This is a genomic window from Streptomyces sp. T12, from assembly GCF_028736035.1.
GTDB lineage: Bacteria > Actinomycetota > Actinomycetes > Streptomycetales > Streptomycetaceae > Streptomyces.
Genome location: NZ_CP117866.1, coordinates 7,072,761 through 7,094,238 on the forward strand (window position 1 = coordinate 7,072,761; position 21,478 = coordinate 7,094,238).

Annotated in this window: 11 protein-coding genes; 8 read left to right on the plus strand and 3 right to left on the minus strand. The window is 72.0% G+C overall.

The genetic code is table 11. From position 1 onward, the window contains the following. Positions 1 to 149: 149 nt before the first annotated feature. The 5 genes from PBV52_RS32045 (at position 150) to moeZ (ending at position 6,683) form a co-directional block, all read left to right on the plus strand. Positions 150 to 1,871: a DUF3492 domain-containing protein gene (locus PBV52_RS32045; protein WP_274243146.1), complete on the plus strand. Its 1,722-nt coding sequence runs from the start codon at positions 150 to 152 to the stop codon at positions 1,869 to 1,871. Next, a complete protein-coding gene (locus PBV52_RS32050; RefSeq protein WP_274243147.1) occupies positions 1,868 to 3,148 on the plus strand; it encodes a hypothetical protein in 1,281 nt (426 codons plus the stop codon). Before PBV52_RS32045 ends, PBV52_RS32050 begins: the two co-directional genes overlap by 4 nt. 464 nt (positions 3,149 to 3,612) lie before the next feature. Beyond that, the gene (locus tag PBV52_RS32055; RefSeq protein ID WP_274243148.1) at positions 3,613 to 4,611 is read left to right on the plus strand and encodes an NAD(P)-dependent oxidoreductase; all 999 of its coding nucleotides are present in this window, start codon (positions 3,613 to 3,615) and stop codon (positions 4,609 to 4,611) included. Continuing rightward, a complete protein-coding gene (locus PBV52_RS32060; protein WP_274243149.1) occupies positions 4,599 to 5,441 on the plus strand; it encodes a spherulation-specific family 4 protein in 843 nt (280 codons plus the stop codon). The genes PBV52_RS32055 and PBV52_RS32060 overlap by 13 nt, the downstream gene beginning before the upstream one ends. Before the next feature lie 63 nt (positions 5,442 to 5,504). Then, positions 5,505 to 6,683 (plus strand): adenylyltransferase/sulfurtransferase MoeZ, encoded by a 1,179-nt coding sequence (gene moeZ, locus PBV52_RS32065; RefSeq protein ID WP_274243150.1) that lies wholly within the window; start codon positions 5,505 to 5,507, stop codon positions 6,681 to 6,683. Between the two features lie 432 nt (positions 6,684 to 7,115). On the opposite strand, the gene PBV52_RS32070 is transcribed toward moeZ, so the two are convergent. The 3 genes from PBV52_RS32070 to PBV52_RS32080 all read right to left on the minus strand — a co-directional run bounded on the left by PBV52_RS32070 (position 7,116) and on the right by PBV52_RS32080 (position 13,414). Beyond that, positions 7,116 to 8,663: an alpha/beta hydrolase gene (locus PBV52_RS32070; protein ID WP_274243151.1), complete on the minus strand. Its 1,548-nt coding sequence runs from the start codon at positions 8,661 to 8,663 to the stop codon at positions 7,116 to 7,118. A gap of 135 nt (positions 8,664 to 8,798) precedes the next feature. Beyond that, entirely contained in the window at positions 8,799 to 10,346 is a 1,548-nt protein-coding gene (locus PBV52_RS32075) for an alpha/beta hydrolase (RefSeq protein ID WP_274243152.1), read from the minus strand. A 272-nt stretch (positions 10,347 to 10,618) separates the two neighbouring features. After that, complete coding sequence (locus PBV52_RS32080; protein WP_274243153.1) at positions 10,619 to 13,414, minus strand: lysylphosphatidylglycerol synthase transmembrane domain-containing protein; 2,796 nt, start codon at positions 13,412 to 13,414, stop codon at positions 10,619 to 10,621. 186 nt (positions 13,415 to 13,600) lie between these two features. Here PBV52_RS32080 and PBV52_RS32085 point away from each other — a divergent pair, with 186 nt between their 5' ends. The 3 genes from PBV52_RS32085 (at position 13,601) to PBV52_RS32095 (ending at position 21,478) form a co-directional block, all read left to right on the plus strand. Next, positions 13,601 to 14,029, plus strand: a complete 429-nt coding sequence (locus tag PBV52_RS32085; protein ID WP_274243154.1) for an MGMT family protein — start codon at positions 13,601 to 13,603, stop codon at positions 14,027 to 14,029. A gap of 311 nt (positions 14,030 to 14,340) precedes the next feature. Beyond that, positions 14,341 to 17,778, plus strand: coding sequence for an ATP-dependent DNA helicase (locus PBV52_RS32090; protein ID WP_274243155.1), 3,438 nt, complete (start codon positions 14,341 to 14,343; stop codon positions 17,776 to 17,778). 148 nt (positions 17,779 to 17,926) lie between these two features. Then, a complete protein-coding gene (locus PBV52_RS32095) occupies positions 17,927 to 21,478 on the plus strand; it encodes an ATP-dependent DNA helicase (protein WP_274243156.1) in 3,552 nt (1,183 codons plus the stop codon).

Here is a 21,478-nt window from a genome sequence, read left to right on the forward strand (position 1 = left end):
ACCTGCACGGGAAAGTTACGACCGTTCACCCCTTTTGGTGGCGCGATGGACAACCGTCCGTCGCGCCACCGCCTTGTCCCCTTACGTTCGTCCCGCTGCGAGCCGCCGGAGGAACGGTGGCTCCCCTTAGGGAGATCGGGGGTGTACTCGTGCGCATCGGACTGATTGCGGAGGGTGGCTATCCGTATGTGAACGGTGACGCCAGGCTCTGGTGCGACCGGCTCGTGCGCGGGCTCGGACAGCACGAGTTCGACATCTACGCGCTCAGCCGCAGCGAGCGCCAGGAGGACGAGGGCTGGGGCCCGCTGCCACCGCAGGTCAGCCGCGTGCGCACGGCGCCGCTGTGGACGGCCGAGGACGACGGGGTGGTGTACGGGCGCCGTGCGCGCCGGCGGTTCGCCGAGTGCTACGGCGAGTTGGTGGCCGTGCTCTGCGCAGGGGGCACCAGAGACGCTACCGGGGCCTCGGAGGACGCGTCGGCCACTGAGGCGGACCGTTTCGGCAACGCGCTGTACGGGCTCGCCGAACTCGCCCGCGACGAGGGCGGACTGGTGGGAGCGCTCCGCTCCGAGGCCGCCGTACGCGCCCTTGAGCGCGCCTGCCGGGCGCGGGGCGCCCTGCGCCAGGCGCGTGAGGCGCGCGTACCCGATCTGCTGGCCTTCGCCGCACATCTGGAACGCGCCCTGCGCCCCCTCTCGCTCGACTGGTACGAGGACGACGGCCTGGGCTCGGTCGACCTGTGCCACGCCGCTTCCGGCGGCTCGGCGGCCCTGCCGGGCCTGCTCGCCCACCACTTCTGCGGCGTACCGCTGCTGCTGACCGAGTACGGGGTGCGGCTCCGCACGCACTACCTGGCCGCCACCGAGTCCTCGCCCGCCGTACGGTCCCTGCTCGCCGCCTTCCACGGCAGGCTCGCCGCCGAGACGTACGCCCGGGCCGCCGTCATCACGCCCGGCAACGCCCACGCCCGCCGCTGGCAGGAACGCTGCGGCGCCGACCGCGCGAAGCTGCGCACGGTCTACCCCGGCATGGACGCTTCCCGCTTCGCGGAGGTCGGCGAGGCCCAGGAGTGCGCGGACCCGGACACGCTCGTCTGGGTCGGCCGTATCGAACCCGCCAAGGACCTGGTGTCGTTGCTGCACGCCTTCGCCGAGGTCCGCAAGGAGGAGCCGAAGACGCGGCTGCGGATCGTCGGTACCCCCTCGGGCCCCGAGGGCGCCGCCTACCTCGGCCACTGCAGGGCGCTGGCCGCGCAGCTCTTCCCCGACGAGGCCGAGGGCCCGCACATCGTCGGCGACAACCCGGTCTCCTTCGAGGAGATCGGCGGCCCGGAGATCCCCACGCTCGCCGACGCGTACGCCTCGGGTGCCGTGGCCGTCCTGTCCAGCGTCGTCGAGGGCTTTCCGATCAGCCTGGTCGAGGCCATGTTCTGCGGCCGTGTGACGGTGTCCACGGACGTCGGCGCGGTGGTGGAGGTCATCGGCGGCACCGGTCTCGTCGTACCCCCGCGCAACCCACGGGCGCTCGCGGAGGCCTGTGTGGCGCTGTTGCGCGACCCCGAGCGCCGTGAGCGCCTGGGCGCGGCGGCACGCGCGCGTGCGCTCGAACTGTTCACCGTCGAGCAGAACGTCGCAGCATTTCACGGCATTTACCTGGAGATCGTCTCGCGCACGCCGGTCCGCCGTAGCGTCGTCCTCGACGAGGCCGGAGCCCCCTTGCCCTTCGCCGTACCCGCCGAGGCCCACGTCCCCGGCCGCTGGACCGAGCGATCCGCACGCCTGGTGGCCCGCGGCGGCCCGGCCCGCCCGAGCGGAGCCCCCGTACGCGCCACCGCGTCGCCTGCGACGCCCGCGACGGAGGCGGCGCGATGAGCGGCCTGGGAGGCCTGGACCGTCCTGGCGCCCCGACCAGCCCCGGGGCTTGGGACGAGCGGTCGGAGGAGTGGCTCGTGGCAGAGACGGACGTACACGAGACGGGAGCCGACGCACCCCTTAGCGGCCAAGAACCGACCGCCACCCGCACCACCACCGGCCCACGGCCGACCCCCACCCGCCGCACCGGCGCCGACCCCGTGAAGGCGCTGCTGCACCGTCACCGCGCCCTGTGCGAACGCGCGGTGGACCCCCTGGAGATCGCCGCCGGCCTGGAGGCCCACGGCGTCACCGACCGCACCGCGGCACGCTTCCTGCACCGGGACGTCTTCTCCCTCGCGGAGGAGATGTACGCCCGAGTGGCCCGCGACGGCGAAACGCCCGTCGGCCCCCCACCCCTCACCACCCCCCGCGCGCGAGCCGACTGGATTCTCCTCACCCTCCTCCCCGGAGCCCTCTGCGCGGCGGCCGTGACCGCCCTGCACCTCACCCACGGCCAGTCTCGCCTGATCGCGGCCGCCGTGGGAGCCCTCGCCGTGACCCTCGCCCTGCGCGCGGCACTGGCCCGAGGCCCCCTCGCCACCACGCACGCCGCACGCCCGGCGGTCACACGCCCGACGGCCACCCGGACCTGCTGGCTCCTCGCCTACGCCCTCATCGGTGACGGACTCCTCCAGGCAGCCGTCACCGCAGGCCCCGACGCCCTCCCCAACGGCACCGCCGACGGCCTCTGGCCCCTCACCACAGCCCCCGTCCTGGCCCTCGCCCTCTCCTGCGCCCCCGCGGCATGGTGCGCGCACCTCCTCGCCGTACGAGCCCGCCGCAAACTGTCGGCCAGCCGAGCCCTGGAGGACTTCGCCACCTCCGTAAAGCCCCTGCTCCTGGGCACCTTCGCCCTCTACCTCGGCGCCCTGACAGCCCTGCTCGCCCTGACCACCACGGCCCTGGACGAGCCCGCCGCCTACCCCCAGACCCTCGCCCTGGGCGCCCTTCTGCTCCTCTCCCGCCTCCTCGCCACCCACGGCTTCACCCACGCCCCCGCACTGGTCCTCACCGCCGCAGTCACAGCCGAGGCCACGGCCCTGACCACCCTCTTCACAGCCCGCCTCCCCGGCTGCGCCTGGCTGGCAACCCCCGTCCAGTCCCTGATCGACGCATGGGGCCCGGCCGCCATCCCCACCATCGCCTGCGGCACGGGCGCCCTGACCCTCCTGCTCCACGCCACACGCACCCTCACGAGGGCGTCGGCGCACGCAACCGCGGACCAGCCGTGTTGACGCGGCAGCAGCTCCCGCAGACGCGGCGCCGTACTCGCGTACGGCGGGAAGGGGACGTGCCGGGGTGCGCCCGCCCGCAGCGGCAGGCGTCAACAATCGGTGCCCCTTTGAGCGACCGAGCCGCGGGACCGAGGACGGACATCCCCCGGCGCGCGCCAGGACCGTGCCGCGCACGCCGCGCACTCCGCGCCGGCCCCGACCCACAACGCACCCGCAGGGGATCCGCGTACCCCCACGCAGCAGCACAGGCCGCCGCAGGCACCCCGGCCACACCGCCGGAGGCACCCGCACAGCCCGCCGCGGGCATCCCGCCCCGACCGACGGAGGCCCCCGCAGGCATACGCGCCCACGAACCAGCTGCCCTTCTGCCTGAAAGCCCTTCTGCCTGAAGCCCTTGTCCTTGAAGGAGACCCCCAAATGATCACCTCCCGACCCGACCACGACTCGGCCCCGGGAGCCGCCCGATGAGAGTCCTGCTGATCGGAGCCAACGGCTACCTCGGCCGCTTCGTAGCCGACCGCCTCCTCGCGGACCCCGCCGTCCAACTCACCGCGCTCGGCCGCGGCGACGACGCCGACGTCCGCTTCGACCTCGCGTCCGGCAGCCCCGGCGCCCTCACCCGCTTCCTCGACGCGGTCCACCCCGGCGTCGTCATCAACTGCGCCGGTGCCACCAGAGGCGGCGCCCGCGAACTCACCCGCCACAACACCGTCGCCGTCGCCACCGTCTGCGAGGCCCTGCGCCGCAGCGGCTGCGGCGCCCGGCTCGTCCAGATCGGCTGCGGTGCCGAGTACGGCCCGAGCCAGCCCGGCTCCTCCACGGCCGAGGACGCCGTTCCCCGCCCCGGCGGCCCGTACGGCGTCAGCAAACTCGCCGCCACCGAACTGGTCCTGGGCTCCGGCCTGGACGCCGTCGTCCTGAGGGTCTTCTCGCCCGCAGGCCCCGGCACCCCCGCCGGCTCCCCCCTCGGCCGCCTCGCCGAGGCCATGCGCCGCGCCATGCAGTCCGGCGACGGCGAGCTCAAACTCACCGGCCTCGGCGCCCAGCGCGACTTCATCGACGTCCGCGACGTGGCCCGCGCCGTCCACGCCGCCTCGCTGTCCGCCGCGCAGGGCGTCATCAACATCGGCTCGGGCCGCGCCGTCCGTCTCCGGGACGCCGCCGCCGTCCTCGCCCGCGTGGCCGGATACGGCGGCGCCCTGCACGAACTCGACGGTCCGCCCGGCCCGTTGCGGCCGTCCATCGGGCATCCCCGCGCCGACTCGGACCACATGGCCCATGCGACCCATTCGACCCATGCGGCGCATGCGGGCGCCGGCGCCCCGGTCGCGTACCCGGACGGCTGCGGCAGCTGGCAGCAGGCCGACGTGCGCACCGCACGCGACCGGCTCGGCTGGCGCCCCCGGATCAACCTCGAAGAGTCCCTGGGGGACATCTGGATGGAGGCGGCATGCCGTATCTGACCGGCACCCCACCGACGGCAACGAGCACGGGCCTCCGCACCGGCCTCGGCATTCCCGGCTACGCCCACCCCCTCCTCGCCCCCACCGAGTGGGGCGAACTCACCCGCCCCGGCACCCCCGTGCACTGGGTGGTCCTGAACGTCGCGGACGGCCCCGGCACCCGCCCCGACCCGCACTGCCTCGAGACCACCGGACGGCTCCGCAACGCGGGAGTCCGCGTCCTGGGCCACCTGGACGCCGCCCACCTGGGCACGGCCCATTTGGACACGGCGCACGTCGCGGGGGCGGACGTCGAGGCGCCGCACGTCGCGGCGGCCCAAGGCGCCCGCGCCTTCGGTGAGGTGATCTCCGAGGCGCACCGCTACCTCGACTGGTACCGGGTCGACGGCTTCTTCCTGGACCGCTGCCCGACCGAACGCGCCGCCCTGCCCGCGATCCGCCGCACGATCACCACGCTCCGCGCGCTGCGTGACGAGGCCCACATCGTCCTCGGCCACGGCACCCACCCCCACCCGGGCTACGCCGAGTGCGCCGACCAGTTGGTCACCTTCCGGGGCTCGTGGAGCGACTACCGCTGGTCGCAGGTGGCGGAGTGGACCGCCGACTACCCGCCCGACCGCTTCTGCCACTTCGTTCACGGAGTGCCCCGACCCCACCTGGACGAGGCACTGCGCATCGCCCGCTGGCAGGGCGCGGCGACCATCTATTTCACCGACCACACGGACCGCACCGACCGTGGCGGGCGTGGCGGCCGCGCCGACGCCTGGGGGACCATGCCCGGCTACTGGGACGAAATCGTCTCGCGGATCGGAACAGGTGTCTCGGAATGAAAAAGGCCATGGCACTGTTACGGAGAGAACAACCGTAGTGATCGACCGACCAACGGAGTCCCCGTGTCGCTGCCACCCCTGGTCGAGCCCGCATCCGAGCTCACCGTAGACGAGGTCCGCAGGTACTCCCGCCACCTGATCATCCCCGACGTGGGGATGGACGGGCAGAAGCGGCTGAAGAACGCCAAGGTGCTGTGTGTGGGCGCCGGCGGCCTGGGCTCGCCGGCGCTGATGTACCTGGCCGCGGCGGGCGTCGGCACGCTCGGCATCGTGGAGTTCGACGAGGTCGACGAATCGAACCTGCAGCGCCAGATCATCCACAGCCAGGCCGACATCGGCCGCTCCAAGGCCGAGTCCGCGCGCGACTCCGTCCTCGGCATCAACCCGTACGTGAACGTGATCCTTCACGAAGAGCGGCTCGAAGCCGAGAACGTGATGGACATCTTCAGCCAGTACGACCTGATCGTCGACGGCACGGACAACTTCGCGACCCGCTACCTGGTCAACGACGCCTGCGTGCTGCTGAACAAGCCGTACGTGTGGGGCTCGATCTACCGCTTCGACGGCCAGGCCTCCGTCTTCTGGTCCGAGCACGGTCCCTGCTACCGCTGCCTCTACCCGGAGCCCCCGCCGCCGGGCATGGTCCCCTCCTGCGCCGAGGGCGGCGTGCTGGGCGTGCTGTGCGCGTCCATCGGCTCCATCCAGGTCAACGAGGCGATCAAGCTCCTCGCGGGCATCGGTGAGCCGCTGGTCGGCCGACTGATGATCTACGACGCCCTGGAGATGCAGTACCGCCAGGTCAAGGTCCGCAAGGACCCCAACTGCGCGGTCTGCGGCGAGAACCCGACCGTCACCGAGCTCATCGACTACGAGGCCTTCTGTGGCGTCGTCTCCGAGGAGGCCCAGGAGGCGGCCGCCGGCTCGACGATCACTCCCAAGCAGCTCAAGGAGTGGATCGACGACGGCGAGAACATCGAGATCATCGACGTCCGCGAGATCAACGAGTACGAGATCGTCTCGATCCCCGGCGCCCGGCTGATCCCGAAGAACGAGTTCCTCATGGGCACCGCCCTGGAGACCCTCCCGCAGGACAAGAAGATCGTCTTGCACTGCAAGACGGGTGTCCGCAGTGCGGAAGTCCTCGCAGTCCTGAAGTCGGCAGGCTTCGCCGACGCCGTACACGTCGGCGGCGGCGTCATCGGCTGGGTCAACCAGATCGAGCCGCACAAGCCGGTCTACTAAACGGCCCGCCCGCTGACCAGCGGAACAGAAAAAGCCCACGGCTCTGACCAGTTCAGATGCCGTGGGCTTCTGTCGTTGTCGTTGTCGTTGTTGGTTGGCGTCGGCAGTTCTCCGGGCAGGCTCACGGATCAATGCCAAGTGGGCCTACCAGGGGTGCGAGGGCCCTGTGGGCGGATGTCCGGGGAGGCAGCTGATTGATCTTCTTGATGAGGTGCCCAGGCGCTTCTGCCGGGCGTCTGAATATTCTCTGCGAGGTTGTTGAGCGCTGGGCCCAAGACGAAGGTGGGATTCCAGGGTCACAGTCGATGACCTGATCGACAGCTGTGTCGAGCATGTCTGGTGCCCCCCTGCCCGCCATGCGCTCAGGCACTTCTACGCGTGCTTGGGGCACCACGCCCCGGGCTTCGCAGGTGCTCGAAGTCCCCGCCGCCGTCATGAGCAGACCTTGCCGTCCTTCGGTACCGTCCCCCGCAGCAGGTACGCGTTCACCGTGGAGTCGACGCAGTCGTTCCCCTTCCCGTACGCGGCGTGGCCCTCGCCCTTCCAGGTGAGCATCACGCCGACGCCCTTGCCCAGTTCGTCGGCCATCTTCCGGGTGCCCTCGTAGGGCGTCGCCGGGTCGCCGGTGTTGCCGACCAGAAGGATGGGTGCCGCACCCCGCGCACTCACCTCCGGGGTGTCGTGCTGCCCGGCCACCGGCCAGTCGTGGCACCAGCCGGCCGTGTCCCAGCCCAGCATGGGACCGAACACGGGCGAGACCTTCTCGAACCGCGGCAGCAGCTTCTTCGTCTCCTCGACCGTCGGCCGCTGCTTGGTGTCCAGGCACGATATGACCCGTTGCGAGTGGGTCCCCGTGCTGTAGTGCCCCGAGGCGCTGCGATCGTTGTAGTCGTCGGCGAGTGCCAGGAGTTCCGAGCCGTCTCCCTCCTCGGCCGCCTCCAGGGCGCTGGTCAGGGTCGGCCAGCTCGCTTCGCTGTACAGCGGCCTGATGATGCCGATGAGCGCGAGTGCCTCGGTGAGTTTCCGTCCGGACGACGTCGGCAGCGGGCTCGCGTCGATGCGCTTCAGCAGGTCCACGATCTTCTGCGTGCCTTCATCGGCGCCCTGGCCGGTGGACTCGAGGTAGTTGTTCAGCGCGCGCTGGAAGCCCCTGGCCTGGTTCTCGGCGTGTCCCTCCCCGTCGGCGCTCGGGTCGACGACCGCGTCCAGGATCAGCCGCCCCACGTTCCTCGGGAACAAGTGGGCGTATACGCCGCCGAGTTCGGTGCCGTAGGAGATGCCGAAGTAGTGCATCTTCGTGTCGCCGAGGACCTGGCGCATCAGGTCCATGTCGCGGGCGGTGTCGGTGGTCGACACATGCGCGATCAGCGTCCCCTCGGACTTCTGGCAGCCCTTGCCGAAGTCGGCGGCGTCCCGGAGGTAGGCCGTCTCCTCCGCCGAGGTGTCCGGCGTGATGTCCACGGACTCGGAGGCCTGGATCTCCTTGTCGCCGCGGCAGCGCACGCCTTCACTGGCGCCGACCCCGCGCGGGTCCCAGCTCACCAGGTCGTACCGCTTGGCGAGCTCGGAGGTGGAGGAGGCGTACCACGGCAGCGTGGACACCCCCGAGCTGCCGGGACCGCCGAAGTTGAACAGGAGCGAGCCGATGCGGTCGTCGGCACTGGCCTTGGTGCGGATCAGGGCGAGGTCGATCGTCCTGCCCTCCGGCTTCGCCCAGTCCAGCGGCGCCTCGAGCGTCGCGCACTGCCACTCGTCGCCCGGCGCGGGGGAGTCCCCGGTGGCCTTGCAGCGTCCCCAGTCGAGCTTTTGCGAGGTCAGGGAGGACGGCAATGGCGTCGCCGAGCCGGCGGACGTGGCCGAGGAACTCGTCCCGCTCGCCTTCCCGCCGGCCTTGCCGCCGTCGGACGAGCCGCCACTGCAGCCCGTCGCCAGGAGCGCGGCGGTGGCCGTCAGGGCCGTCCACCATGCGAATCGCGCCATGCCATTTCCCCCCTCGCAGGCCGTCCGCACCGTGCCGCGGATGGCGGTCAGGCCATAGTAGGCGGATCACGAAAGGGCCGTAGCGGCCTGTGGGTAACCCTCTGACCTGCCAGTTTGGCGCTTCCTCGGTCAGTTTCAGGAGCAGACGGTGCCCGCCGCCGGCGCCTTCCCGTCCAGCAGATAACCGTTCACCGCGTCCTGCACGCACTTGTTCTTGCTGTTGTACGCCCCGTGTCCCTGCCCCTTGTACGTCAGCTCGACGCCCACCCCCTTGCCCAGCGCCTGGACCATCCTCCGCGCGCCCTCGTACGGCGTGGCCGGGTCGCCGGTGTTGCCCACGACGAGGATCGGCGCCGAGCCGGGCGCACCGACCTCGGGATGGTCGGCGGCGCCCGCCACGGCCCAGTCGGTGCAGCTGAGCATGGACCAGGCCAGGGAGTCGCCGAACAGGTTCGAGGCGGCCCGGAACGCGGGCAGTCTCCGCTCCACGTCCTCGGCTGTGTACCGGGGCTTGTCATCGGCACAGTTGATCGCCACGTTGGCCGGGATGATGTTGCTGTACTCGCCGTTCTCGCGGCGTCCGGTGCTCGAGTCGGCCAGCAGCATCAGGGAGCTGCCGTCACCGTCGTACGCCTGCACCAGGCCCTGGGTGAGGTACTCCCAGAAGTTCTTCGAGTACAGCGCCTGCATGATGCCGGACGTCGCGGCGGTCTGGGTCAGCTCGCGCGGGAAGATGCCCTGGATCGGTTTGCTGTCGAGGTCCTTCAGCAGCTTGGCGATGCGGTCCTTGACGTCCTGGGGGGTGTCGCCGATCGGGCAGGCCTCGGTCTTCGACGTGCAGTCCTCGGCGAAGTTGTCCAGTGCGAGCTGAAAACCCTCGGCCTGCGCGAGCGCGTTCTGCTCGGCGTTCTTCGTCGGGTCGACGACCGCGTCGAAGACGGCGCGCCCCACGTTTGCGGGGAACAAGTGGGCGTATACGCCGCCGAGTTCGGTGCCGTAGGAGACGCCGAAGTAGTGCAGCTTGTCGTCGCCGAGGACCTGGCGCATCAGGTCCAGGTCACGGGCCGCGTCGGTGGTGATCACATGGGGCAGCATCCCGTCGGAGTTCTTCTCGCACGCCGCGTTGAACTCCTTGGCGCTGTCCAGCAGTTCGGTCCGCTCGGCGGCGTCGTCGGGCGTTGCGTCCTGCTGGAAGTAGGCGTCGAGGTGCTGGTCGTTCCCGCACCGCACGGGCTCGCTGCGGCCGACCCCGCGCGGGTCGAAGCTCACCAGGTCGTAGCGGGCGCGCAGCTTCTCATACCCGCCGGCGAAGGAAGGCAGGCTGGTGACGCCCGACCCGCCGGGCCCGCCGAAGTTGAAGATCAGCGAGCCGATGCGCCGGTTCGCGTCGCCGCTGGCCTTCACCCGGATCAGCTCGATGTCGATCGTGTCGCCCTTGGGCTCGTCCCAGTCGCGCGGTGCCTTCATCGTGGCGCACTGCCATGCGCCGCCGCCCGGCAGAGGTGACGGGCTGCCCCCGCCGCCCTGCGCCTGGGAGGGGGCCGGGCAGTCCTTCCAGCTCAGCTCCTGGGCCGTCAGATCCTCGTCCCCGGAGTCGTCGTCGCTGCAGCCCGCCAGCAGGGCGGACACCAGCAGGGCCGTGGCGGTCAGGGCGGCTGCGCGCATCCGGGGAGGGTTCGGCATGGTCCCATCCTGCGGTCGTACGTGGTGAGGCGCTCGGGGCGCGTGCCGTACGAGGGACCGCGGCGCCTCACCTGTGCCGTGCCCTTGCAACATACGGCGCCACGCTCCTCGTACGACAAGGCCCCGCACACCGAGGCCTCCGCACTCCGCACGAAGAGGCCTCCCGCACGACAAGGTCTCCGCACGACGAGACCTCTCCTACGAGGAGACCTCTCCTACGACAAGACCTCCCGCACGACGGGGCATCCCGGCCCTCCGTACGACGCCCCGCGCTACAGCGCGCCCTTGCGCGTCAGGTGGTTGAAGGCCAACCAGCCCGGCAGCACCGGCAGCCACAGCGTCAGCATCCGGAACAGCAGCACCGAGGGGGTGGCGACCTCGCTGGGCAGGCCCACGGCGATCAGACCGAAGGTCAGGGTCACGTCCACGGCGCCCACGCCGCCCGGGGTCGGGGCCGCGGAGCCGAGCGCGTTGCCTGCGAGGAAGACGACGGCCACGCTGGCGATGCTGAGCGAGGTCCCCTCGCTGCCGAAGGCCCGGATCGACGCGTCCAGGCACATCACGAAGCACGCGGTCAGCAGCAGCATGCCACCGATGCCGGTGACCAGCTTCTGCGGCCGCTGCAGTACGTCGAGCATGCGCGGCACGACACCCGCGAACAGCGACCTCACGCGCGTGACGACGAATTTCCGCAGGAAGGGCACCGAGGTCACCACAAGCACGAGGACCGCCACCGTCAGCAGGCCCGCGATGACGGTCCGGGACGGCGACAGCGACGGCGTCTTCTCGGTGCCGGTGAGATAGCCGAAGGCCAGCAGCATCAGGATGTGGCAGCCGAGCCCGAACAGCTGTGACGCGCCGACGCTCGCCACCGCGAGCCCCGGCCGCACCCCCGCGCGCTGCAGGAAGCGCGTGTTGAGGGCGACGCCACCGACCGCGGCCGGCGCGACGATCTTCACGAACGACCCGGCGACCTGCGCCGTGACGGTGCGCCGGAACGGCACCCGCTCGGGCACGAACCCCAGCAGCGCCATCGCCGCCGCGAAGTAGCTGGCCGCCGAAAACAGTACGGCCGCGGCCACCCAGCCCCACTGGGCGTTGGCGATGACCGGGCCGAACTCGATGTGGGTGAGCTGCGTCAGCAGGAAGTACGCGGCGATGGCACCGGCGATGAAACTGATCAGCGTGCGCGGCCGTACCCGCTCAAGGCGGGCCGGTTCGACCGGAGCCTGCGGCCTGATCCGCAGCATCTCGTGGCGGATCTGCGTGAGCAGATCCTCCTCGCGCGCCTCGTCCAGGGCCTCGTCGATGGCCCGCTTCTCGGCCCGCGCCTGCGCCCGTACCGTCTTCTTGTCCGGCTTGCCGAGTACAGTCCCGGCGCCGTCCGTTGCCTCCTCGCTGCGGGCGTGCTTGGCGAGCCGGGACGCCTCCAGCACCGCCTCGCGCTCGCGCTGGGCCCGCTCCCGGGCGAGTCTGCGCAGCGTCGCGCGCGTGGAGCGGCTCAGCGCGATGGGCTGCAGCATCGGAAGACAGTCGGCCACCGCGTCGGGCCCGAGCACGCTCACCGCCGAGGCCACCGCGCGCTCGGCGCCCACCCGGAGGCCGAGCGTCACCAGCAGCTGGGAGATGTCCATCCGCAGCAGCAGATTGTTGGCCGCGATCTCGCCGATGCGCAGGTCAGTGATGATCACCTTGCTGGAACGATCCACCAGAATCGCGTCACCCACCAGCCTGCGGTGCGCGATACGCCGGGACTGCAGGGCCTTGACCTGGAGCCAGGCGCCGCGCAGCAGGTCGTCGGTGATCTCCTCGTCCGAGAGCGAGTCCAGGGTGTGGCCGCCGGTGTGCTCGTAGACCAGCATCACGGCGTCCGGGCCGAGCTCGGAGGTCGCGATCAGCTTGGGCGCGTTGGCGCCGGCCGCGATGGCCGCGTAGGCGAGCAGTGCCTCCTGCTCCAGAGCCTGGCGCAGCGACTGGAGGCTGCTTCGGGTGGCAAAGCCGCGCAGTGTCAGATTGCGCCACGCGCGATAGAAGAAGCCCTGCGCCTGCTGCTCCCGGTCGACCACCGTCACATCCAGCGGCGGACCGTCCTCGAGGGTGACGAAGTAGCGCCGCCCGCGGTCGCCGGTCTCCTGTGTGTCGGAAGTCTCCTCGCGGGCCGCGCTCACCGGGCGGAAGCCGACGTGCCTGAGGCCCGCCATCAGGGTCCGTCCGGTGGGACGGACATTGGGCGAGCCGACCGCGTACAGCGTGCCGTAGGCGACGGTCCAGCCGATCAGCAGTGTCAGGAGGATCGAGAACGGCGTGGTGTAGCCGGTGACCAGCATGGAGAAGGCGTACAGGACCAGGACCGCCCACAGGACCGCACGCCAGCGGGGTCTGCGGGACATGCCCACGGCCGTCATGTACGCGATGACCGGCGCGAGATAGCCGTGCACCGGGTCGGTGAGGGAGCCGATGTCGCCGGGCGACGGCTGGGTGAGCGCGTCCCGGATGGACTCGGGGGCGGCCCGCGCGACCCACAGGTCGGTGGCGAGCGTCACCCCGTGCGCGAGGACGGCCGCGAGGACGCCGTCGGCGATGCGCAGCCCGTCCCGCTTGATCAGCCGCTCGATCGCGAAGGCGACGGGCACCAGGAGGATCGCGATGCTGGACACCAGCCCGGCCATCTTGCTGAACACGTCGGGCGCCTGGCCGGTGCCCTTGTTGATGTCCTGCTCAAGTCCTGAAGTGGTGCCGTGGGCGAAAGCGGCGATCGCGAGCAGCAGGGCGATGCCCAGCACGCCCACGAGCAGTCGCATGAGGTCGGACGGACGGTGCACGCGCGCGGGGAGCAGCGGTTCGTCGCCCTCGACCTCGTCGACGTGCACCTCGTCCAGGTCGTACGGCACCTTCCCCTCGATGGCCTTGCGTCCGGCGTCGTTCGCGTCCGCGCCCTTTTTGACCTCGTCCTTCTTGCCGCTGTCGCTCTCGCCGGGGTCCTTCTTGCCGGCGTTCGCGGTGTCCGGGCGCGACGAAGCGTCAGAGGTGCTCGCCGCGTCCTCCGGGTGCACACCCTGTTGCTTCATCGTCTCTTCTTGGTCTCGTATCACCAGTCACCGCCCGCACGATGGTGGCATGCCCCACCGACACACGGGGGCATCAGGGTGCAAATGCGGGGGCGCACAGTCTGCCCGAAGCACTGCCCCGGGGCGAGGCATACGCACAGTGGCGAGCGCGTCACATTGTCGGTGGGGTGGGGCAGGATGGGCCGGATGAGCGAGGAGAGCCTTCCGCACGACGCCCGCCTGGAGTACGACGACGCCCACCCGGAGCCCGTGGACGCGCTGCCGGAGCCCGTGGACGCGCTGCCGGAGTACGCCGAGCGCGTCCTCGAGGTCGCCGAGCTGATTCCGCCGGGCCGCGTCATGACGTACGGGGATGTCGCGGAGTGGCTGGAGGAGGGCGGGCCCCGGCAGGTCGGCCGGGTGATGGCTCTCTACGGGGGAGCCGTCCCGTGGTGGCGGGTGGTCCGCGCGGACGGGGTGCTGCTGCCGGGTCACGAGCTGAGAGCGCTGGAGCACTACCGCGTCGAGGGCACGCCTCTGAAGGAGGCGAGCAGGGCCGCCGAGGGCCACCTGCCGCGCCTCGACATGAGGCGGGCGCGCTGGGACGGCGGCGAACGCGCACAGGGTCACACCTGACAGCTTCCGCCATCGGACGGCCCGCTGTGTGACCTGTGATCCGTACGGGGGATAGGGGGCACGTGCGTGGCATGACGTACGTTCGTGAGTCGAGGGACGCATGTGCCAGAAGTGAACTGAGGGATGAATCGGAAGCCCTGCTTCCGCACCACCCCTCGGCGTAGCGTCGGCTGCGCGTGTCCCCCTCACCCCGCGGCCACCGCCCTCCACGCGCGAGGGGCGGCCCACCCGTCACCCGACCACCACCCCTCAACGACGGCGCTCCGCGCCGGCAGTGACAACTCGCACACCCACCAGGACCGGCGAACCACGTGAGCTCCTCTTCCTCCACCAGGCGCCTGTCGCACCCCCAGGTGCGACAGGGGACCCGTGGCGTTTACCGGCTGGTGCGTACCCCGCCGGTCCAGGTGGCTCCCCCTCGTCTGGACGCCGCACAGCGCGCCGTGGTTGACCACGCGACCGGCCCGCTGCTCGTCCTCGCAGGTCCGGGTACTGGAAAGACCACCACCCTCGTCGAGTCGGTGGCGGCGCGCATCGCCCGTGGCGGGGACCCCGAGCGCATTCTGGTGCTGACGTTCAGCCGCAAGGCCGCCGTGGAACTGCGCGACCGTATGGCGCTGCGCATAGGGGCGGCCCGCGCGCCCCAGGCGACCACGTTCCACTCGTTCTGCTACGCCCTGGTCCGCGCCCACCAGGACAGCGACCTGTTCGTGGAGCCCCTGCGGCTGCTCTCGGGCCCCGAGCAGGACGTGACGGTGCGGGAACTGCTGGCGGGCGGGCCCGACCTGGAGCGGCTCGGCCTCGCGCACGTGCGCTGGCCGGACGAACTGCGCGCCTGCCTGACCACCCGCGGCTTCGCCGACGAGGTCCGCGCGGTCCTCGCCCGCAGCCGCGAACTGGGCCTCGGCCCCGACGCCCTGGACGCCTTCGCCCGCCGCATCGGCCGCCCCGACTGGCGCGCCGCGGCGTCCTTCCTCGCCGAGTACCTCGACGTGCTCGACATGCAGGGCGTGCTCGACTACGCCGAACTGGTCCACCGCGCGGTGCTCCTCGCCCGCCGCCCCGAGGCCGCCCAGCTGCTCGCCGCGCGGTACGACGCCGTGTACGTCGACGAGTACCAGGACACCGATCCGGCCCAGGTACGGCTGCTGCACGCCCTCGCCGGCGGCGGCCGCACCCTTGTCGCCTTCGGTGACCCCGACCAGTCGATCTACGCCTTCCGGGGCGCCGACGTGAACGGCATCCTGGAGTTCCCGCACGCCTTCCCGCGCGCGGACGGCCGCCCCGCGCCCGTCGAGGTCCTGCGCACCTCCCGCCGCTCCGGCGCCGCCCTGTTGACCGCCACCCGGCTGCTCACCCAGCGCATGCCGCTCACCCGGCTACCGGCGGAGAAGGTACGCGCCCATCGAGAGCTCGCTGCGGTCCGCGAGGGCGGCCGCGTCGAGGTCTTCACGTACCCGACGCCCGGCACCGAGCTGGACAACATCGCCGACATTCTGCGCAGGGCGCATCTGGAGGACGGCGTGCCCTGGAGCGAGATGGCCGTCCTGGTGCGTGCGGGGTCGCGCACGATCCCGACGGTGCGCAGGGCGCTCACTGCCGCCGGGGTGCCTTTGGACATCGACGGCGACGACCTGCCACTGCGGCACGAGCCGGCGGTGGCGCCGCTGCTGACGGCGTTGCGGGCGGTGGCGACGGCGGAGGCGCAGCCTGCGCGGGGCGGCGGCGACGTCGACGTACGTGCTGAGGAAGTGGCCGAGGCCGGCGTACGTACCGGAGAAGCGGCCGAAGCCGAGGGCGACGCCTTGGCCGTCCGGCCCGAACCGGAGGGCGATGCCTCGGCCGCCCGGCCCGATCCCGGTGCCTCCTGGCTCGACACCGAGACCGCCCTCACCCTGCTCGCCTCCCCCCTCGCAGGCATGGACGCCGCCGACCTGCGGCGCCTCGGGCGGGCCCTGCGCGACGAAGAGCGGGCCGCGGGCAACCCGCTGCCGCCGCCCTCGGACGAGCTGCTCGCGCGGGCACTGGCCGAGCCGGAGCGGTTGGCGGTGCACGACCCCACGTACGCGCGTGGTGCCCAGCGGCTCGGCGCGCTGCTCGGCAAGGCCCGTGAGCGCCTCGCGGGCGGCGGTACGGCCGAGGAGGCGCTGTGGGACCTGTGGGAGGGCACGCCGTGGCCCACGCGTCTGGAGCGGACCGCCCGCCGCGGCGGCGCGGCCGGACGCAACGCCGACCGTGACCTCGACGCCGTATGCGCACTGTTCGCGACCGCGGCCCGCGCCGAGGAGCGCACCGGCGGCCGGGGCACCCTGAACTTCCTGGCGGAGATCGAGGCCGAGGACATCGCCGCCGACACCCTCACACGGCGTGCCGTACGCCCCGACGCCGTGCGCCTGATGACCGCGCATCGCTCCAAGGGCCTGGAGTGGCGGCTGGTCGTCGTCGCCGGCGTCCAGGAGGGGCTGTGGCCGGATCTGCGCCGCCGCGGCTCGCTCCTGGAAGCCGACCGCATCGGCCGCGACGGGCTCGCCGAACCGCTCACCCCGGGGGCGCTGCTGGCGGAGGAACGTCGTCTGTTCTATGTCGCCGCCACGCGCGCGCGTGAACGCCTCGTCGTCACCGCGGTGAAGGCCCCGGCCGACGACGGTGACCAGCCCTCCCGCTTCCTGACCGAACTCGGCGTCGAGCCGAGGGACGTGACAGGCCGCCCGCGCCGCCCGCTGGCCGTCGCCGCGCTCGTCGCCGAACTCCGGGCGACCACGGTCGACCCGCGCGCGTCGGACACGCTCAGGGAGGCCGCCGCTCGCCGACTGGCCCGGCTCGCCGCGCTCGCAGACGAAGAGGGCCGCCCGCTGGTGCCGTCCGCACACCCCTACCGCTGGTGGGGCATGTTCGAGCCGACCGAGTCCAAGGTGCCGCTGCGCAACCGCGACCAACCCGTCGTGCTGTCCGGAAGCGCCCTCGACCAGCTCGCCAACACCTGCTCCCTGCAGTGGTTCCTGGGCCGCGAGGTGAAGGCCGACGCACCCGCGACCGCCGCCCAGGGCTTCGGCAACGTGGTGCACGTCCTCGCCGACGAGGTCGCCTCCGGACACACCCCGGCCGACCTCGCCGTCCTCATGGAGCGCCTTGACTCCGTGTGGAACGCGCTGGCCTTCGACGCGCCCTGGAAGTCGGCGCAGGAGAAGGACAACGCGCGCGTGGCGGTCGAACGCTTCCTGAAGTGGCACGTGATGGACCGTGCGGGGCGTACGCCGGTGGCCAGTGAGCACGACTTCGACGTCACCCTCGAAGCGGGCGACGTCGAGGTCCGCATCCGCGGCCAGATGGACCGCGTCGAGGCCGACGGCGAAGGACGGGCCTACGTCGTCGACTTCAAGACCGGCAAGCAGGCACCCAGCGCGGCCGAGGTGGCCCGCCACCCGCAGCTCGCCGTCTACCAGCTCGCCGTCCGCGAGGGTGCCGTGGACGAGGCCTTCGACGGCATACGTCCGGAGCCGGGCGGCGCCGAACTCGTCCAGCTGCGCCAGGGCGCCGCCAAGCGGGACGGCGGCGAGACGCTGCCCAAGGTGCAGGGGCAGGAGCCCCTGGACGGCCCGGACGGGGAGTGGGTCGGCGACCTGCTGGCCACGGCGGCCGGCAAGGTCCTCGACGAGCGGTTCACGCCCAGCGCGGGCCAGCACTGCACACACTGCGCGTTCCGGGCGTCGTGCAGTGTGCGGCCCGAGGGACGGCACGTGGTCGAGTAGGTCGAGCGACACGTGGTCGAGCAGGTAGGGCGACACGTGGCCGAGGCACCGGAGTGACCTATCGCACCTCGCATGCTGACCTGCGCTTCTCCGGGCCCGAGGACCGATCCGGCATCCACTGTCAGTGCCCGCAGCTAGCCTCTCTGAGATGTCCGCCCGTATCACCGATCCCGATCAGCTCAAGGAGCTCCTCGGTATCCCGTTCACCCCGGAGCAGACGGCCTGCATCATCGCGCCGCCGGCCCCGCAGGTGATCGTTGCCGGAGCCGGATCGGGCAAGACGACGGTGATGGCGGCGCGCGTGGTGTGGCTGGTCGGCACCGGCCAGGTCGCTCCCGAACAGGTCCTCGGCCTGACCTTCACCAACAAGGCGGCCGGCGAACTCGCCGAGCGCGTCCGCAAGGCGCTCGTCAAGGCCGGCGTCACCGACCCCGACGTCATCGATCCGGACAACCCGCCGGGCGAGCCGGTGATCTCGACGTACCACGCCTTCGCGGGCCGCCTGCTGACCGACCACGGCCTGCGCCTCGGCCTGGAGCCGACGTCCCGCCTGCTCGCCGACGCCACCCGCTACCAGCTCGCCGCACGCGTGCTGCGCGAGTCCCCGGGCCCGTACCCGGCCCTCACCCGCTCCTTCGCCGACCTGGTCAGCGACCTTCTCACCCTGGACGCCGAGCTCGCCGAGCACCTCGTACGGCCCGAGGCCCTGCGCGCGTACGACGCCGAACTGCTGCTCACCCTCCAGGGCGCCAAGCTCACCAACGCCGATCTGCGCAAGGTCCCCGAGACGGCCGCCGCCCGCCGCGAACTCGCCGAGCTGGTGGTGCGCTACCGCGCCGCCAAGAGGGAGCGCGATCTGCTCGACTTCGGCGACCAGATCGCCCTGTCGGCGCAGCTCGCCCGGATCCCCGAGGTGGGCCGCATCCTGCGCGACGAGTTCCGCGTGGTCCTCCTCGACGAGTACCAGGACACGTCCGTCGCCCAACGCGTCCTTCTGGCGGGCCTGTTCGGGGGCGGCACCGGCCATCCGGTGACCGCCGTCGGCGACCCCTGCCAGGCGATCTACGGCTGGCGCGGCGCCTCCGTCGCCAACCTCGACGACTTCCCCGAGCACTTCGCCCACACCGACGGCCGCCTCGTCACCCGCCAGGCGCTCAGCGAGAACCGCCGCAGCGGCGGCCGCCTCCTCGACCTCGCCAACGGCCTCGCGGAGCCCCTGCGCGCCATGCACGCGGGCGTGGAGGCCCTCCGCCCGGCCCCCGGAGCCGAGCGCGACGGCACCGTCCGCTGTGCGCTGCTGCCCACCCACGCCGAGGAGATGGACTGGCTCGCCGACTCCATCGCCCATCTCGTGAACACCGGCAAGGCGCCCGGCGAGATCGCCGTCCTGTGCCGTACGGCGACCGACTTCGCCGAGATCCAGGGCGCGCTCGTCGCCCGTGACGTCCCCGTCGAGGTCGTCGGCCTGTCCGGGCTGCTCCACCTCCCCGAGGTCGCCGACCTGGTCGCCGTCTGCGAAGTCCTCCAGGACCCCGGTGCCAACGCCTCCCTGGTCCGCCTCCTCACCGGCCCGCGCTGGCGCATCGGCCCGCGCGACCTCGCCCTCCTGGGGCGCCGCGCACGGCTGCTGGTGTCCCACGCGCGCGTGGACGGCGACGACGACCCGGACCGTCGGCTCGCCGAGGCCGTCGAGGGGGTCGACCCCGCCGAGGTGATCTCGCTCGCGGACGCCCTCGACACGTTCCTGGAGACGCCGCTCGACGGCGGCGGGGACGACGACGGCCTGCCCTTCTCGCCGGACGCGCGCGTGCGGTTCGCCCGTCTGGCCACCGAACTGCGCGACCTGCGCCGCTCCCTGTCCGACCCGCTGATGGACGTCCTGCACCGCGTCCTCGCCGTCACCGGCCTGGAGGTCGAACTCTCGGCCTCCCCGCACGCCCTGGCCGCCCGCCGTCGCGAGACCCTGTCCAACTTCCTCGACATCGCCGCCTCGTTCGCGGCCGGCGACAACCAGGCGACCCTGCTCGCCTTCCTCGCCTTCCTGCGCACCGCCGCCCAGTACGAGAAGGGCCTCGACAACGCCCTCCCCGGCGGCGAGAACACCGTCAAGGTGCTCACCGCGCACAAGTCCAAGGGCCTGGAGTGGGACGTCGTCGCCGTCCCCGGCCTGGTCACCGGCACCTTCCCCAGCACCCAGGGCCGCGAGAAGTGGACCGCCCAGGGCAAGGTGCTCCCGCACGAGCTGCGCGGCGACGCCGACACGCTCCCCGATGTCGCCTCCTGGGACTCCCGCGGCCTGAAGGCCTTCCACGAGGCCATGAAAGACCACCAGCACACCGAGGAACTCCGCCTCGGCTACGTCACCTTCACCCGCCCTCGCTCCCTGCTCCTCGGCTCCGGCCACTGGTGGGGCCCTAGCCAGAAGAAGCCCCGCGGGCCCTCCGACTTCCTGCAGGCCCTGTACGACCACTGCGCTGCCGGTTACGGCGAGGTCGAGGCGTGGGCCGACGAGCCCGCCGAGGACGAGGCGAACCCGGCTCTGCACCGGGAGACCGCCGACCAGGTCTGGCCCCTGCCCCTCGACGAGGCCGCCCTGGCGCGACGCCGCGCGGCCGCCGAGACGGTCCTGGCCCACCTGGAGAACCTCACCTCCCACGCGGACGGCCACCCCGCCACGACGCATGACGCGGACACTTACGACGATCCGGACTGGCCTGCACCACCGGACGAGGCAATGCCCTCGGAGGACTTCCCCGAGGACCCCTTCATCGAAGAGGACCCTTTCCTGGAGGAGGACCCCGAGGACCCCGAAGACTGGGAATCCTGGACCACGGACCGCCCGACCGTCCCGCACCAGGCGCTACCGCCGGAGCCCTCCACCGAACCACCCGCACGCCCCCACCCCACGGAACCGGACCCTCCCACTCCGGATTACCCCTTCACCCCTGAGGGCCCCGTCACCCCGGAGGAGGCCCGCACCATCGCCTCCTGGGACCGCGACCTCGACGCCCTCACCGGGGAGCTCCTGCGCGCCCGCGCGAGCGTCACCGACGTACCCCTGCCCCCGTCGCTGACCGCGTCCCAACTGCTGCGGCTGGCCGCCGACCCGGACGGGTTCGCGCAGGAACTCGCGCGCCCCATGCCGCGCCCTCCACAACCCGCCGCACGCCGAGGCACCCGATTCCATGCCTGGGTCGAAGCCCGCTTCGAAGAGCTGACGCTGCCCATGCTGGAGCCGGAGGACCTGCCCGGCAGCGAGGCGGAGATCGCCGACGAGCGCGACCTGGAGGCCCTCAAGGACGCCTTCGAGCGCACCGAGTACGCGCACCGCACGCCGTACCGGGTCGAGGCCCCGTTCCAGCTCGCGATCGCCGGCCGCGTCGTACGGGGCCGTATCGACGCCGTCTACAAGGACGGCGACGGTGACGGGGCGACGTACGAGATCGTCGACTGGAAGACCAACCGCACCCGCACCGCCGACCCCCTCCAGCTCGCCCTGTACCGGCTCGCCTGGGCCGAGCAGCAGGGCGTGCCCCTGGACTCGGTCAACGCCGTGTTCCTGTACGTCCGCAGCGGAGAGGTCGTACGACCGGTGGGCCTGCCGGACCGGGCCGCACTGGAGCGGCTGCTGACTCAGGAGCCGGTCGCGGAGGCGGACTGTGAGGAACCGCCCAATCAGGATGTCGGTGCGGGCCGATAG